Source organism: Motilibacter deserti (assembly GCF_011250635.1).
GTDB lineage: Bacteria > Actinomycetota > Actinomycetes > Motilibacterales > Motilibacteraceae > Motilibacter_A > Motilibacter_A deserti.
In genome coordinates this window covers 1-14,572 of the sequence record NZ_JAANNP010000043.1, presented here as the reverse complement: position 1 = coordinate 14,572, position 14,572 = coordinate 1, and the positions used below count along the sequence as shown (strand labels likewise).

Sequence of the window (14,572 nt, the reverse complement as noted above, 5' to 3'; positions counted from 1 at the left end):
CGGGCAGAAGCCGCACGTCACCCTCGTCGTCCCGCTCGACATTCTGCGCGCCGAGGCGCGCATAGAGGCCGGAAGCGCGTTGACCGCGTTGTGGGGCGCCTCGTTCGGGCGCGAAGAGCTGCGGCGCGTGTGCTGCGACGCCGCCGTCACCCCCGTCGTCGTCAGCCCCGCGATCAGCAGCCCCGCCGGTGGGGATGGGGCGGCCCTCGACCTGGCCGCCCTCGAACCGGCCAGTGTCCACTCGACCGCGCTCGACTTGCAGGACCTGAGGCAGTACCTGGACACAGAAGGCCGGTTCCTCGCCCTCGGACAGCCGTTGGCGCTCGGCGACTCGGCCCGCACGGTCAGCGTCGCCCAACGCAAAGCGCTAAACGTCCGGGACGGCGGGTGCGTCTTCCCCGGCTGCGACCGGCCGCCGTCGTTCACCGACGCGCACCACGTCGTGTTCTGGTCACATTCCGGGCTGACCGACCTCGACAATCTGATCCTGTTGTGCCGCCGGCACCACCGAATGGTGCACCACGACCAATGGCGGGTGGAGCACGACCCACAACGCCCCGGCCTGTTCCGCTTCCGCCACCCGACGGCCGATCAATGGCTGCGCGGGCAACACTCGATCGACCGCAACCCCGGAAACCGGCTTTCGCTCACCTGGCTCGACGACGAGCAACAGGACGTCTGACCGTCGCGGGCTGAGTACGTCGAATGCGGCAGGCAGTCGCTGCGCCGTCCCGGTGGCAGAGCGCGTGCTGTCGAGGCATCGGCGGGATGACTGCTGGAGGTCCGCCGGCACCGGCGTACCCGCCTGCGATTGTCTGCTCGGCCCCGCGGCGTGAACCGTCCTCGCCAGCGCCTCGTGCCCGGCCGCGGTGTTCCGCTGCCGACCCGAAAGCGTGCCGGACGCCCGAGGCATCACTGGTGACGGGCGGGCCGTCATAGAGGTGCCGGCGCATGCGACAGCGCCAGCTCGGCGTCGTGCGCGCCCGGTAGCCCAGCATGACGTGACTCGGGGGTACCTGACGTGAGGATCCGCAGCTGCCTCGTGGCCGCGACGACCGGCCTGGTGATGCTCGTCCCGGCAGCGGGGCCGGCCGGTGCGGACACCCGCACCTGGGAGCAGTCGGAGTTCGACGACGTTTGGCCCTACCTCGACATCACGTCGTTCAGCGTCAGCGTCAACGCCGACTACATCGGGGGAGCGGTGCGGACGGCCGCCTTCGACCACGACGTGACGAGCTCGCTGGACCTCACGTTCCACTTCGAGGTGGACGGCGATGCGACGACCGACTTCGCTCTGTTCAAGCGGGGCCGCTCCATCAGCAAGGCCGACGTCTACCGCGAGGACATCACGGGGCCCAAGGTCTGTGACAACGGCTTCGTGACGTACGACGCGGCCGCGCAGACGATGTACGTCTTTGCTTCCGCGGCCTGCTTCGGGTCCCCGACCCAGGCCCGCGCCCAGGTGACGATCACGCAGTTCCCGAACGGTGTGTACGACTTCGCGCCCAGCGCCTCGAGCTACTCGGCACCCGTCAACGCGAACGGGACCACCTCACCGGTGCAGCCACCGGTGGCGCCGCCCACGCCGACACCGACTCCACCACCCACTCCGACCCCGACCCCGAATCCCACACCGACGCCGAACCCCACACCCACGCCCACTCCGACCCCCACCCCGACGGTCGGCGCTCGAACGACCACGCAGCTGCGAGCGACGGCCACGGTCCGGGGTGACATCGCGAACGTCTGTGTGACGGCGCGCAGCGGCAGTGCCGTGCTGAAGGGTCAGCGAGTGCAGCTGACCGCGAAGGTGCCCAAGGCCAAGCGCTGGACGAGGGTCGGCTCAGCACAGATTCTTGGCGCGAAGGGCAAGAGCTGTGTGCTGCAGCGTGTCCACTCGGCTAAGCAGTTCCGCTGGACGTTCGCCGGCACCGCCAAAGCGAAGCCGGCGGTCAGCAACGCCGTACTGGTGGCGCCGAAGCGGTAGCGCTGCCGGGCCACGAGGCTCGACGCGCGCGGGTGGGGGCGGCTTGAGAGGCCAGCTCGATGGCGAGGACCGGGCGCTGCGTCGTGCCCGGCGCCGGCTTCGTCAGCAGGGTGTGACGTGATTCCTTCCCGTCGTCCCCGCCGCCGGCACCCTCTCCTGCATGTCATCTCCGGCAGTCCCCATCGTGGGGGCCCCTCCACGTTGATCACGGGAGTTGGCTCCGACTCGCCGGCGCGTCGCGCTCCAAGTCCCGTGATCGTCGGGCTGCTGGGGCCGTCGGGCTGCTGGGGCCGTCGCGGTGTGGGGCGTCGCGGTGTGTACGCGCTGCAGCGATGACCTCGTCGGGCTGCTGCGGGCGTCGTGGTGCCCAGGCACCGGCGGCAAGACGTCTCGGCGGCCCCGCCCAGCTCACGGCAGCACGGCGACGGCGTCCACCTCGACCAGCAGGTCCGGCTCCCCGAGGGCGGCGACGCTCAGCAGGGTGACCGGCTTGACCGGGTCGACGCCCATACGCGCGGCCGCCCGGCCGACACCCTCGCCCAAGGCGGCGAGCTTCTCCTCGCTCCAGTCGACGACGTAGACCGTCAGCTTCGCGACGTCGGCGAACGACCCTCCGACCGCCCGCAGCGCGGTGTCGACGTTGACGTACGCCTGCTCGACCTGCGCGGCGAAGTCGCCGGCGCCCACGGGCTCGCCGTCGGCGTTCCGGGCCACCTGCCCGGCCAGGTAGACCGTCCGCGTCCCGGTGGCCACGGCCACCTGGCGGTAGATCTCCGGCTTCGGCAGGCCGTCGGGGTTCAGCAGCTCCACGGGCATGGGGTCCTCCTCGGTACGGGGCTCATTCCATAACGATGCTATGTATACTCCTCCCATGCCGAGAAGGCCAGACCCCGACGTCCGGACGGCCCTGGTCGAGCGAGCCGCGCAGATGCTGGCGCGGCGCGAGCCGGTGACGCTCCGATCACTGGTCGCGGGCACCGGGGCGTCGACGATGGCGGTTTACACGCACTTCGGCGGGATGCCGGGCCTCTGGTCCGCGGTCCGCCAGGAGGGCTTCGGCCGGCTGGCCGCGCGACTGTCCGCCGTCGAGCGCACCGACGACCCGGTGCGCGACCTCATGGCGCTCGGCGCGGCGTACGCGAAGAACGCACTGGACTTCCCTGATCTCTACCGCGCGATGTTCGACGCGGCGGCCGACCTGGAGGACGCCGACGCAGCGGACTCGACGTTCGCGCAGCTCGTGGAGTGCGCGGTGCGTGCCCGCGAGCAGGGCCGCTTCGACCGTGACGTGCAGCCGCTGGACGTGGCGACCCGACAGTGGCTCTTCGGGCACGGGGTGGTGTCGCTCGTCCTGACCGGAGTGCTGCCCGCTGCGTCGCTGGACGCGCACGTGCCACCGATGGCCGAAGCACTCTTCGTCAGTGCTGGTGACTCGCTGGAGACGGCCCGAGCCTCGGTACGCGACGGCTGGGCGACGTTCTCCTCCGCCCGCTGAGCCGGCTCAGCCGCCGACGGTGGCGTAGTCGGCAGCCGTGAGCTCGCGATCCACGAGCGAGCCGTCCGGCAGGGGAGCCGACAGCCGGTCCCCGTCGCGGGTGAGGAGGACGCTCTCGGCGCCACGCAGGGAGGTGACGGTGAACACGATCTGCGCGACGGCGAGCGGCGCCTGGTCGACGTCGGAGCCGGTGGGGTCGCCGGCCAGCTCGACGGTGGCGACGCCGGCGCGCACGCCCACGACGCGCAGCGACACCCCGGGTGGCAGCGCCGTCCCGATGCTGCGACGCTGCTGGGCCGCCGGCGGGCCTGCGGCGAGGGCGTCGAGCAGTTGGTCCAGCTGGTCGAGCCCGGTGCCGCTGCGCGGCGGGGCGGGCGTCGGCTCGAGCCGCCCGTCCCGCACGAAGTAGACCGCCGGCCCGCCGCCCAGCAGCTCGCCGGTGCCGGTCACCGTGCTCGTAGGGGCCGCGGAGCCGAGCAGGCCGTACGGCACCGCCGCCGGGTCGACGTACGCCGGGGTGGACGCCTCCCGCACGCCGCACCCGGCGAGCGTGACTGCCACCAGCAGGGCAGCGGAGCGACGTCCTCTCATGGCGCCGCCAGCGGAAGGGTGACGACGAACCGCGCGCCGCCGCCGGGGGCCTCGGCGCAGGCGACGGTGCCGTGGTGGGCGGCGACGGTCTCGGCGACCAGGGCCAGGCCCAGCCCCGTGCCGCCGCTCGAGGCCCGGTGGCCGCCGGCGGTCGCGAAGCGCTCGAAGACCCGCTCGCGGTCCGCCGGCGCGACCCCCGGCCCCTCGTCGTCCACGGTCAGGGCCACGGCCCCGTCGGCCCGCCGCAGCGACACCGCGGTCGTGCCGCCGCCGTGCCGGTCCGCGTTGTCGAGCAGGTTCGCCGTCATCCGGGCGAGGCGCAGCTTGTCGCCCCGGACGGGCAGTGGGCCGGCGGGGGCGTCGAGCAGCCCCGCCGGGCGCCCGGACTCACGCAGGACGTGCCGGACGAGGTCCCCGAGGTCCACCACCCGCCCGTCGGCGACCGCGTCGCGCGGGTCCGCGTCGGCGCGCGCGAGCTCGAGCAGCCCTTCGAGCAGGCGCCGGAAGCGGCCCAGCTCGGTGGTGGCCAGGTCGAGGGCCTGCCGGCGCCGCTCGGCCGGGCCGTCGTTGCGCGCCTGCAGCAGCTCGATGCTCGCCGCCAGCGTCGTCAGCGGCGACCGCAGCTCGTGGCTCACGTCGGCCGCGAAGCGCGCATCGCGCTCGATGCGCCGCTGCAGCGTCTCGACCATCGCGTTGGACGCGCCGACGATGCCGGTGAGCGCCGGGTCGGCCGTCGCCGGGAAGCGGCGGCCGAGGTCGCCCGCCGTGATCGCGGCAGCGGTCGCGGTCATGGGTTCGAGCGGCCGGAGCGCGCGGCGCCCCAGCCAGTGGCCGAGCAGCGCGCCGAGCACGCCGGCGGCCAGGGTGCCGGCCGTCAGCAGCGTGGCGAGGACCCGGAGCGTCCCCTGCAGCTCCTCCAGCGGCGCGACCTCGTAGACCGTCGCGCCGACCGCGGGGACGGGCACGGCCACGACGAGGCTGAGCTCCCCGGCCACCCGGGTCGGGAGGTACGCCGTGCTGGGCAGCGGCGCCGGGGGCCGCAGCGACGCCGGGACCGCGTCGGCGTCCAGGGTGAACGACGAGGAGTACCACCTGCCGTCCTGCTGCAGCAGGACGGCGGTCGCGCCCTGCGGGTCGAGCGAGTCCAGCGCGTCCGCGGGCGAGGTGCCGGCGGTGCCCAGCTCCGAGCGGAGGAAGCGGGCGTCGAGGTACGCCTGGCGCAGCACGGCCTCCTGGCGCTGAGCGGTCAGGACCTGGCGGGCGATGAGATAGGTCGCGACCGCGAAGACCGCGCACACCAGGACCGCGCCGCCGGCGACCGCCGCGCCAACCCGCACGCGCAGGCTGCCGAGCAGCCCCGATGCGCGCGGGCGAGGGACGGCCTCAGGGCGGGGCAAGACGGTAGCCCAGGCCGCGCTCGGTGACGACGTAGCGCGGCGTGGCGGGCTCGGGCTCGATCTTCAGCCGTAGCCGGCGCACGTGGACGTCGACGAGGCGCTCGTCGCCGTAGAACCCGTGGTCCCACACCCGCTCGAGCAGCTCTTGGCGGCTGACCACCCGCCCCCCGGCCTCGGCGAGCTCGCAGAGCAGCCGGAACTCGGTCGTCGTGAGGTGCACGCGCAGGTCGCCACGGCGCAGCACGCCCTCCTCCGGCGAGAGGACCAGGCCGTCCACCGGGTCGATGAGGACGAGCGGGGGCGCGGTCGCGGCCGGGGCGGCACCGGGCCGCCGGTCGAGCCGCCGGCGCAGCGCGCGCAGCCGGGCCACGACCTCTCGCACCATGAACGGCTTCGTCACGTAGTCGTCGGCGCCCGCCTCCAGGCCCGCGATCACGTCGTCGGTGTCCGTCCGCGCGCTGATGACGACGATCGGGATGTCGCTGAGCTCGCGGACCGCGCGGATGCATGTGAGGCCGTTCATCCCGCCCAGCATCACGTCGACGAGCATGAAGTCCGCGGGAGCTGCGCTCATGCTGGCGACCGCGGACTCACCGGTCGCAGCCTCGACGACCGCGTACCCCTCGTCCTCGAGGCCCATCCGCAGCACGGCGCGGATGTTGTCGTCGTCCTCGACGACGAGGACCGTCGCGGGTTCAGGAGACGTCACGCAGTTATCCTCCCAGTCGTGTCGGCGTGCGGGCACACCGAAGGCGCCGCCGAGCAGAAGCCCGACGACGCCTTCGCTGAAGTGTGCTGCGTCAGAGCAGGTTGTTCAGCATCGTGCGGCCGAGGTTCTGCAGCGCCGTGCTGGCCCCCGGGGTGATGTCGGTCGTCCCGCGCTTGTAGGTGAACTGCTTGAGGAACTGGCGCAGGTGGTAGATCTCGAGCTTCTGGTTGCCGTTGCGCTCGTCACGCGAGATCTGCTCGGCGCGGTTGCGCAGCGAGCGCAGCAGCGCGTCCCGCAGGTCCCCGGAAGCCGCGTAGCCCTCGACCAGCTGGCTCAGCGTCCCGGCCATACCGGGCAGGACCTGCCCCTTGGACGCCGTCTCGCCGCAGGCTGTGCCGCTCAGCGTGACGCTCGTCGGGTCGCCGTTCACCCCATCGGCGATGAAGCCGATCGTGAGCTGCTTGCCGGGCTGGATCGTCTGGTTGAAGTGCAGCGGCTTCGCCGTGACGGTCGAACCGCTCTGCGTCCAGTCCGCGCTCCAGAGCTTGGTCACGCGCTGCCCCGCACCGGAGAACGTGAACTGCAGCGTCCAGTCCGTGATGGGGGCGGAGCCGGTGTTCCAGAAGCGCACCGTGGACGTGAAGCCGGTCGACCGGCCCTTCCACGAGCCGTTGAGCTTGTAGGTCACCTTGCACGAGTCGACGGTGGTCGTCGCAGCCGGCTTGCTCGCCGCCTGCGCTGGGACGGCCATACCGCCGGCCAGAGCGACCGCAGCGGCGCCCAGCACCGCGGCGGGTGCCAGTCGCTGTCGCGAGATCACGTTGAAGTCCCCTCCCGATCTGCCGAAGGCGACGGTCGTCGCCCCCGCCATTCGTACCGGCGGCCCGAAGCGGGGGTCCATGACATCGGCATGACATTTCCGCCGGCAAAACAGACGAGGTGGGCGGTGTCGGGGCGACCCGGGGTCACCCGGCTGGTTGACTGTCGCCGTGGGCGAAGCGGTCCGCGTCGTGCTCGCGCCGGACAAGTTCAAGGGCTCGCTGCCCGCCACGGAGGTCGTGGCGGCGCTGCGGCACGGCCTGCTGGCGCTCCGGCCGGGGCTGGACGTCGTCGAGGCCCCGGTCGCCGACGGCGGTGACGGCACGCTCGCCGCCGTGCTCAGCGCGGGGTGGGAGCGCATCCCGGTCGAGGCGCCGGGGCCGACGGGCGAGCCGGTCGCGACGGCGTACGCGCGATCGGGCGACACCGCGGTGATGGAGCTGGCCGACGCCTGCGGCCTCGGGCGGCTGCCGGGAGGCGTCGTGGCGCCGCTGACGGCCGGCACCGCCGGGGCCGGCGCCGTCGTGCGGGCTGCCCTCGACGCCGGCTGCCGACGGGTGCTGCTGGGGATCGGCGGCAGTGCCAGCACCGACGGGGGAGCGGGCCTGGTGCAGGCGCTGGGCGCCCGGCTGCTCGACGCCGACGGGCGGGAGCTGCCACCCGGCGGCGGCGCGCTCGCGGGGCTCGCCCGGCTGGACCTCTCCGGGCTCCACCCGGGGCTGGCGCGGGCTGAGGTCTTCGTGGCCTGCGACGTGGACAACCCGCTGACGGGGCCGCACGGAGCCGGCGCGGTCTACGCGCCCCAGAAGGGCGCTTCGGCGAACGACGTTGCGGTCCTCGACTCGGCGCTGACGCACTGGGCGGACGTCGTCGCTGCGGCGACAGGGCGCGACGCGCGCAACGACCCCGGTGCGGGTGCGGCCGGCGGGGTCGGGTTCGCCGCGGTGGCGCTCCTGGGGGCGGTGCTCCGCCCGGGGGTCGAGCTGGTCCTGGACCTGGTGGGCTTCGACGAGCGCGTCTCCGGCGCCGCGCTCGTCGTCGTGGGCGAGGGGTCGCTCGACGCGCAGACGCTGCACGGGAAGGCGGTCGCCGGGGTCGCCGCTGCGGCCCGTCGCGCCGGTGCGCGCGTGGTCGCGGTGGCCGGGCGGTGCACGCTGGCGCCGGAGCAGCTGCGGCAGCTCGGGGTGGAGGCGGCGTACGCGCTGACCGACGTCGAGCCGGACGTGCAGGTGTGCATCGAGCAGGCTCCGCGCCTGCTGGGCCTGTTGGCGGAGCGGATCGTCGCGGACGGCCACGTGAGCGGCTGAGTCAGGCGCGGCGCCGCGGGGCCGGCCCGGTGGAGCCTCGCACCACCAGCTCGTGCCCACAGCCACGGCGCCGCGGGCGCGCCGACGGAGGCTTGAGCGCCATCGAGAGCACCAGCTCGCCGAGCTGCTGCATGTGCAGCCGCACGGTGGTGAGGCTGGGCGCGAGGTCGGCGGCCACGGCGATGTCGTCGATGCCCGCGACGGAGACGTCGTGCGGGACCGACACCCCCAGCGTGCGCAGCGTTGACAGCACCCCGATCGCCATCACATCGTTGAGCGCGAGGATTGCCGTCGTTCGCGGGTGCTCGTGGAGGATGCGCTCCGCGGCCTCCTGCCCGCCGTCGCGGGTGAACGCCGAGTGCACGACCGGCACGTCGCCCGGGGCGATCCCGTGCCGCTCGAGCGCGGCGCGGATGCCGGCGACGCGGTCCTCCACCGTGGTGAGCGCGGCCGACCCCGCGGCCACCGCGATCCGGCGGTGCCCGAGCGAGAGCACGTGCTCGGCGATGGCTTCCCCGGCGGCGACGTTGGCCGGCAGCACCGCGTCCGTGCGCAGGAAATGCCGCCCGATGACCGCGGCCCGCCCCCCGGAGCGCTGGAAGGCGCGCAGCTCCTTGTCGGCCTCGGACTGCAGCGTCGGGTCCACATAGCCCGAGCCCGCGATGAGGACGGCCTCCGTGCCGTGCGCGAGGAGCGTACGGATCTGCGACAGCTCGGTGACGGGGTCGCGGCCGGAGTGGCAGATCTGCACGGTGAGCCCGCGGGCGGTGGCCAGGTGCACGACGCCGCTGGCGATCTCGGAGAAGTAGGGGTCGCCGATCTCGTGGACGATGAGACCCACGATGGACGTCGAGCCGCCGGCGAGGGTCCGGGCGTGCACGTTCACGACGTAGCCGAGGTCCGACGCCACCTGCCGCACGTGAGCGGCGACCGCCTCGCTCACGCCGTCCTGCCCGCGCAGCGACCGGGAGGCGGTGGCGATCGAGACGCCCGCGCGCTCGGCCACGTCGATCAGCCGGGTGGCCGGGCCGGATCGCGGCATCGGGCGTACCTCCGAAATTCGTCCGATATTCGTCGGGTCGAGTCCCTTGCCCCCGTTGCCCGGCCGTCCTAGTGTACGAGTGCGCTACGAAAGCGCTTACGTAACCTCGACGACGAGGAGCTACGCGCATGCAGTCGAGCCGGTCCCGCCTGCGACTCGCAGCGGGTGTTGGAATCTGCGCCCTCTTGATGAGCGCGTGTTCGGCCGTGGACACCGCCTCGTCGGACGAGGCGGACGCGGGCGGCGAAGGCACGTCGGACCCGATCACCATCGGGGTCTCGCTCCCCCTGACCGGCGACTTCTCCGAGCCGGGCAAGGGGGTGCAGCGCGGCTACGAGGCCTGGGTGAAGATCGTGAACGACTCGGGCGGCCTGCTCGGGCGGCAGGTCGAGCTGAAGGTCCTCGACGACCAGTCGAACGCCGACCGCGTCGTGGCCGACTACGAGTCACTCATCGCTCAGGACAAGGTCGACCTCGTCTTCGGCCCCTTCTCCACGCGCCTCGTCGTGCCCTCGGCGCGCGTGGCGAAGGAGTACGGCATGCTCTTCGTCGAGCCGGCCGGTGCCGCCGCCGAGGTCTTCGAGCAGGGCTTCGACAACCTGTTCTACGCCGCTCCCGCGGTGGCCAACGACCACTACAACTATCTCGCCGAGCACATCCTCGCGATGCCCGAGGGCGAGCGGCCGAAGACCGTGGCTTACGCCGCGATGGACGACCCCTTCGCGCAGGGAACGGCGTACGGGCTGAAGGACAAGCTCGAGGCCGGCGGCATCAAGACCGTCGCGGACGAGGTCTACCCGCCGAACACGACCGACTTCAGCAGCATCGCGGCGAAGATCGCCGACGCGAACGCCGACATGCTGGTCGGCGGCTCGCAGTACCAGGACGCGGTCAACCTCATCGTCGCCCTGCAGCAGCTGGACTACCAGCCCAAGATGGCGGCCTTCTCCACGGCGCCGACCAACCCCGAGTTCTCCAAGGCCATCGGCGACAAGACCGAGGGCATCCTGTCCCCGACGGGCTACACGACCGCCGCGGACTACCCGAGCAACGTCGAGTTCGTCGAGAAATACACAGAGCAGTTCGGGAACCCTCCTTCGGAGGACGAGGCGAACGCCTACACGACCGGGCAGGTCGTCGCCGCGGCGGTCAAGGCGGTCGGCTGCGCGGAGCAGGGCGACTGCCAGCAGAAGCTGATCGACTGGCTGCGCGGCAACACGGTCGACACCGTCGTCGGGCCGCTGTCGTGGGACGAGGCCGGAAGGCCGCAGGCCGCCCACCTGATCCAGCAGTACGTCGACAGGAAGATCCAGATCGTCCTGCCCGAGGACCAGAAGGAAGCCGACTTCCTGTATCCCAAGCCGGCCTGGTGAGCCCCCGGTGACCTCGCCGCACCTCGTCTTCCAGAGCCTGGTCCTGGGCGTCCTCCTCGGAGGCCTCTACGCCCTGCTGGCCGCGGGGCTGACGCTCTACTTCGGCGTCATGCGCGTGGTGATGATCGCCCACTCGGCCTTCCTCATCCTCGCGGCCTACCTCGCGTGGTGGTTCCACGACCGGACCGGCATCGACCCGTTGCTCTCGCTCGCCGTCACTGTGCCGTTGTTCTTCGTGGCCGGAGTGCTGATGCAGCGGCTGCTCATCCGGCGGCTCAGCCCGGTGACCCTGACGATGATGTCGGTCCTGCTCACGTTCGCGATCGCGCTCGTCATCGAGGGGCTGCTGGGGTACGTGTTCAGCGGCACGCAGCGCCGCGTCCAGCTGGGCTACAGCGGGTCGAGCTTCGAGGTGCTGGGAGCCCGCGTCGCGGTGGTGAAGCTCATCGCCTTCGGCCTCGCGGTGGTCGCGCTGCTCGGGCTCTATCTGCTGCTCAAGCGGAGCCGGCTGGGGCAGGCGCTGCGCGCGACGATCCAGCACCGCGACGCGGCGGCGCTGGTCGGGATCGACACCGACCGGGTCGCGGGCTACGGCTTCGGCCTCGGACTGGCGACAGCAGCCGTGGGCGGGACGGCGCTGGCCCTGGACTCGACCATCTACCCGTCGCTGCACTGGCACTGGATCGGCCCGCTCATGGCGATCATCGTCGTCGGCGGCCTGGGCAGCGTGCCGGGGGCCGCTATCGCCGCCATGGCGCTGGGGATCCTGCAGAGCCTGCTCCAGCTGGAGATGGGCACGACCTGGGCGCAGACCGTCTTCTACGTCGCGCTCTTCGCCACGCTCATGGTCCGTCCCCAGGGATTCTTCGGAGGACGTCTTGCGCAGCGCTTCTGACCCGGCCAGCCTGCGTGCGGCCCGCTGGGGCCTGCTCGCCGTGGCAGCCGCACTCGTCTTCACCTTTCCGGTGTTGGCACCGAACGCGTACATCCTCTCCGCCGGGGTCGTGGTCGCGAACTACGCGGTGCTGGCCACGTCGTGGAACTTCATGGGCGGCTTCACGGGCTACATCTCGCTCGGGCACGCCGCCTACTTCGGGCTGGGGGCGTACGGCACGGGCCTGCTCGTCACCAAGGCGGACGTCCCGAGCTTCCTGGCGCTGGTCCTGTCGGGTGCCATCGTGGCGGTCCTCGCCGTGCCCATCGGCATCGCGGCGCTGCGGGTGCGCGGCGCGTCCTTCGTCATCGTGTCGATCGCTCTGGTGCTGATCCTGCTCCTGGTCTTCCAGAGCTGGTCGTCGTTCACCGGCGGGTCGAACGGGCTCAACGTGCCGCGGCCCTTCCCGGACCTGCTGCGGCCCGAGCACCACCTCGTCTTCTACTACCTGTTCGCCGGCCTGCTCTGCCTGGCCCTGCTCACGTGGTGGGCCGTCGACCGGTCCCGCTTCGGCATGGGCCTGAAGGCGATCCGCGAGGACGAGGACAAGGCGCAGTCGCTGGGCGTGCCGACCTTCCTCTACAAGCTCGTGGCGTTCGTCGTCTCCGCGACCTTCACAGCCCTCGGTGGTGGCCTCTACGCGCTGTGGTTCGGCGACCTGGACCCGATCTTCCAGTTCTCCATCCTCGTCGGGTCCTACATGGTCCTGATGGCCCTGCTCGGCGGGATCCGCAACCTCTTCGGCCCGCTGGTCGGGGCCGTGATCGTCGGCTCGGCGCTGGAGTACTTCAAGCTCGAGTTCGGCGACACGCAGTTCCACCTCGTCGCGGCAGGCCTGCTGCTCGCCCTCGTCGTGCTCTTCATGCCCGACGGGGTCCTGCCGTTCATCGGCGACCAGCTGCGGCGCCTCGGCCCCGGCCAGAGCTCGATCCGCGAGGTCTCCGCCGGCGAGCTGCTGGAGCAGAACGCGTCCCGCGGCGACCTCCCGGGGCAGGGCGACGGCGTCGAAGGGCGGGCCGCTCCCGCCCCGTCGGAGGTGACCCGATGAGCGCCGGACAGCTCTCGGCCGAGGCGGTGGCGGGCCGTGCGGTCGAGCCCGGGCTGCAGGCCACCGGGCTCACCAAGTCCTACGGCGGGGTCTGCGCGGTCAACGACGCTTCGGTCACCTTCCACCACGGCCGGGTCAACGCGCTGATCGGGCCGAACGGCTCGGGCAAGACGACGTTCTTCAACTGCGCCACCGGGATGATCCGGCCCGACTCGGGACAGGTGACGTACCGCGGGCGCGACATCACCCGCTGGGCGCCACACCGGGTGGCGGCTGCCGGGATCGGGCGCAGCTTCCAGCTGTGCCGGGTCTTCCCCCGCATGACGGTGCTGGAGAACGTCCTGGTGGCGGCCCGCGCGCGGAGCCTGCGCACCCTGCTCGGCGGCGCGTACGACCGGGAGCTCGTGGACCGGGCACGGGGCTGGCTGGCCCGGGTGGGCCTGGACCACGTGGAGGCGCTCGAGGCGCGCAACCTGTCCTACGGGCAGCAGAAGCTGCTGGAGCTCGCCGGCGTGCTCATGGCCGACCCCGAGACGATCCTGCTCGACGAGCCCGCGGGCGGCGTCAACCCTGCTCTCATCGGCCGCATCGGCACGCTCGTCCGCGAGCTCAACGCGGAGGGCAAGACGTTCCTCATCGTCGAGCACAACATGGAGATGGTGATGAGCCTGTCCGACCACGTCGTGGTGTTCGACCGCGGGCGGCCGATCGCCGAAGGTCCGCCCTGGTCGGTGCAGGCCGACCCGCGCGTGCTGGAGGCCTACCTTGGCGTCTGACCACCTGCTCGAGCTCGTCGACATCCAGGCCGGCTACGGCCGCGCTGCGATGGTGCTGCGCGGGCTGACCGTGCGTGTGCCGCCGGCGTCCGTGGTCTGCCTCGTCGGCCCCAACGGCGCCGGCAAGTCGACCGTGCTGAAGGTCGCCAGCGGCCTGCTGCGGCCCCGCTCCGGGCGCATCCTGGTCGACGGCGTGGACGTCACCGGCCAGACGCCGCAGCAGATGCTCCGGTCGGGCCTCGCGCACGTCCTGCAGGGCCACAGCGTCTTCCGCGAGATGACCGTCGCCGAGAACGTCCTGCTCGGGGCCTACAGCGTCCGCGACCGCTCCGTCGTCGCCGAGCGCGTCGCCGCGGTGCAGAAGCTCTTCCCGGTGGTGGCGGAGCGCTGGGACGCGCTGGCCGGGCTGCTGTCCGGCGGGCAGCAGAAGCAGGTCGAGTTCGCCCGCAGCCTGATGGTGAGCCCGAAGGTCGTGCTCCTCGACGAGCCGTCCATGGGCCTGGACCCGAAGACCACGTCGATCGTGTTCGAGCAGGTCGTGCGCATGCGCGACGCGGGCGTCGCCGTGCTCATCGTGGAGCAGAACGCCCGGCGCGCGCTGGAGACGGCCGACATCGGCTGCGTGCTCGACCTGGGCCGCGTCCACTTGTCCGGCCCCGCCCCCGAGCTGCTCGCCGACCGCCGCCTCGGGGAGATCTACCTCGGCGGCCGCCCCGTGACGACAGTCCCTGAGGAGAGGTAGCCGATGTCCACGCGCACGGTGCGGATCATCATGAACGGCGTCACGGGGCGGATGGGCTACCGGCAGCACCTGCTGCGCTCGGTCCTCGCCATCCGCGACGACGGCGGGGTCCTGCTGCCCGACGGGTCACGGCTGCAGGTCGAGCCGGTGCTCGTGGGCCGGCGGGCCGAGCGGCTCGCCGAGATCGCCGAGCTGCACGGGGTTGCGGAGTTCTCGACCGACCTCGACGCCGTGCTGGCCGACCGGACCGCCGCCGTCTACTTCGACGCGCAGGTCACCAGCGAGCGCACCAAGGCGATCCTCAAGGCGGCCGCCGCGGGCAAGCACGTCTACACCGAGAAGCCCATCGCCG

General features: G+C 72.5%; 16 protein-coding genes. 10 read left to right on the top strand and 6 right to left on the bottom strand.

Annotated features, from left to right (window positions below):
• The coding region (locus G9H71_RS17870) for an HNH endonuclease signature motif containing protein (protein ID WP_166284148.1) at window positions 1-682 on the top strand (682 nt) is incomplete at its 5' end.
• Between the two features lie 339 nt (window positions 683-1,021).
• On the top strand, window positions 1,022-1,987 hold the full coding sequence (locus G9H71_RS23145; protein WP_196792234.1) for a hypothetical protein: 966 nt from the start codon (window positions 1,022-1,024) through the stop codon (window positions 1,985-1,987).
• A 408-nt stretch (window positions 1,988-2,395) separates the two neighbouring features.
• Here G9H71_RS23145 and G9H71_RS17860 read toward each other — a convergent pair whose 3' ends face one another.
• Window positions 2,396-2,803, bottom strand: coding sequence for a RidA family protein (locus tag G9H71_RS17860; RefSeq protein ID WP_166284147.1), 408 nt, complete (start codon window positions 2,801-2,803; stop codon window positions 2,396-2,398).
• Between the two features lie 55 nt (window positions 2,804-2,858).
• On the opposite strand from G9H71_RS17860, the gene G9H71_RS17855 reads away from it, so the two are divergent.
• Window positions 2,859-3,482 (top strand): TetR/AcrR family transcriptional regulator, encoded by a 624-nt coding sequence (locus G9H71_RS17855; protein WP_166284146.1) that lies wholly within the window; start codon window positions 2,859-2,861, stop codon window positions 3,480-3,482.
• Window positions 3,483-3,488: 6 nt separating this feature from the next.
• On the opposite strand, the gene G9H71_RS17850 is transcribed toward G9H71_RS17855, so the two are convergent.
• From G9H71_RS17850 to G9H71_RS17835, 4 genes are all read right to left on the bottom strand, one after another.
• Window positions 3,489-4,073 carry a GerMN domain-containing protein gene (locus G9H71_RS17850; protein WP_166284145.1) on the bottom strand — a complete coding sequence of 195 codons (585 nt, stop codon included), beginning with the start codon at window positions 4,071-4,073 and terminating at the stop codon, window positions 3,489-3,491.
• Window positions 4,070-5,470, bottom strand: coding sequence for a sensor histidine kinase (locus G9H71_RS17845; RefSeq protein WP_231135029.1), 1,401 nt, complete (start codon window positions 5,468-5,470; stop codon window positions 4,070-4,072). Before G9H71_RS17845 ends, G9H71_RS17850 begins: the two co-directional genes overlap by 4 nt.
• Window positions 5,457-6,179, bottom strand: coding sequence for a response regulator transcription factor (locus tag G9H71_RS17840; protein ID WP_331273086.1), 723 nt, complete (start codon window positions 6,177-6,179; stop codon window positions 5,457-5,459). The genes G9H71_RS17845 and G9H71_RS17840 overlap by 14 nt, the downstream gene beginning before the upstream one ends.
• A 91-nt stretch (window positions 6,180-6,270) precedes the next feature.
• Window positions 6,271-6,999 carry a cellulose binding domain-containing protein gene (locus G9H71_RS17835; RefSeq protein ID WP_166284144.1) on the bottom strand — a complete coding sequence of 243 codons (729 nt, stop codon included), beginning with the start codon at window positions 6,997-6,999 and terminating at the stop codon, window positions 6,271-6,273.
• A 169-nt stretch (window positions 7,000-7,168) separates the two neighbouring features.
• On the opposite strand from G9H71_RS17835, the gene G9H71_RS17830 reads away from it, so the two are divergent.
• Window positions 7,169-8,305: a glycerate kinase gene (locus G9H71_RS17830; protein WP_331273085.1), complete on the top strand. Its 1,137-nt coding sequence runs from the start codon at window positions 7,169-7,171 to the stop codon at window positions 8,303-8,305.
• Window position 8,306: 1 nt separating this feature from the next.
• Here G9H71_RS17830 and G9H71_RS17825 read toward each other — a convergent pair whose 3' ends face one another.
• Complete coding sequence (locus G9H71_RS17825; RefSeq protein ID WP_166284143.1) at window positions 8,307-9,347, bottom strand: LacI family DNA-binding transcriptional regulator; 1,041 nt, start codon at window positions 9,345-9,347, stop codon at window positions 8,307-8,309.
• A 188-nt stretch (window positions 9,348-9,535) separates the two neighbouring features.
• Between G9H71_RS17825 and G9H71_RS17820 the strand changes: the two genes are divergently transcribed.
• The 6 genes from G9H71_RS17820 to G9H71_RS17795 all read left to right on the top strand — a co-directional run.
• Window positions 9,536-10,720 carry an amino acid ABC transporter substrate-binding protein gene (locus G9H71_RS17820; protein ID WP_166284142.1) on the top strand — a complete coding sequence of 395 codons (1,185 nt, stop codon included), beginning with the start codon at window positions 9,536-9,538 and terminating at the stop codon, window positions 10,718-10,720.
• Between the two features lie 7 nt (window positions 10,721-10,727).
• Window positions 10,728-11,615, top strand: a complete 888-nt coding sequence (locus tag G9H71_RS17815; protein WP_166284141.1) for a branched-chain amino acid ABC transporter permease — start codon at window positions 10,728-10,730, stop codon at window positions 11,613-11,615.
• Entirely contained in the window at window positions 11,599-12,702 is a 1,104-nt protein-coding gene (locus G9H71_RS17810; RefSeq protein WP_166284140.1) for a branched-chain amino acid ABC transporter permease, read from the top strand. Before G9H71_RS17815 ends, G9H71_RS17810 begins: the two co-directional genes overlap by 17 nt.
• Window positions 12,699-13,478, top strand: a complete 780-nt coding sequence (locus G9H71_RS17805; protein WP_166284139.1) for an ABC transporter ATP-binding protein — start codon at window positions 12,699-12,701, stop codon at window positions 13,476-13,478. The genes G9H71_RS17810 and G9H71_RS17805 overlap by 4 nt, the downstream gene beginning before the upstream one ends.
• A 49-nt stretch (window positions 13,479-13,527) precedes the next feature.
• Window positions 13,528-14,220: an ABC transporter ATP-binding protein gene (locus tag G9H71_RS17800; RefSeq protein WP_166284149.1), complete on the top strand. Its 693-nt coding sequence runs from the start codon at window positions 13,528-13,530 to the stop codon at window positions 14,218-14,220.
• Window positions 14,221-14,223: 3 nt separating this feature from the next.
• The coding region (locus tag G9H71_RS17795) for a Gfo/Idh/MocA family oxidoreductase (RefSeq protein WP_196792232.1) at window positions 14,224-14,572 on the top strand (349 nt) is incomplete at its 3' end.